This window comes from Pseudomonas viridiflava (assembly GCF_900602065.1).
Taxonomy (GTDB): Bacteria; Pseudomonadota; Gammaproteobacteria; order Pseudomonadales; family Pseudomonadaceae; genus Aquipseudomonas.
Window position 1 is genome coordinate 1 of sequence record NZ_UWFN01000344.1, and the last position, 338, is coordinate 338.

At 65.7% G+C, this 338-nt stretch carries 1 protein-coding gene; it reads right to left on the reverse strand.

Annotation, left to right across the window (positions count from 1 at the left end):
- On the reverse strand, positions 1 to 319 hold a 319-nt coding region (locus tag EE949_RS25725), incomplete at its 3' end, for an SMR family transporter (protein WP_164666842.1).
- Positions 320 to 338: the final 19 nt, after the last annotated feature.

The following is a 338-nucleotide window of genomic DNA, read 5'->3' on the forward strand; positions in this document are numbered from 1 at the left end:
CGCCCGCCAGAATCAGCGCCACGCCCAGCCAGTGCCGACAGTCGACCGGCTCATTGAACAGGTAACGTCCGGTCAGGGTGATCAGTACGAAATTCAGGCCCAGCATGGGATATGCGACGCCGACGTCCAGGCGCTGCAACACCATCAGCCAGACCAGCAACCCCAGGCCCAGACACGCCATCGCGAGCCACAGCCAGGCCGAACGCGCGGCGGCCAACAGCCCCGGGAAATGACCACGCCAGCCCTCCACGGCCAGCTTCCGTGCGATCTGGCCCAGGCAGGTCAGCGCGCACGCGGTCAGCAGCAAAAGCCAGGTCATGATTCCGACTGCCCGTAGA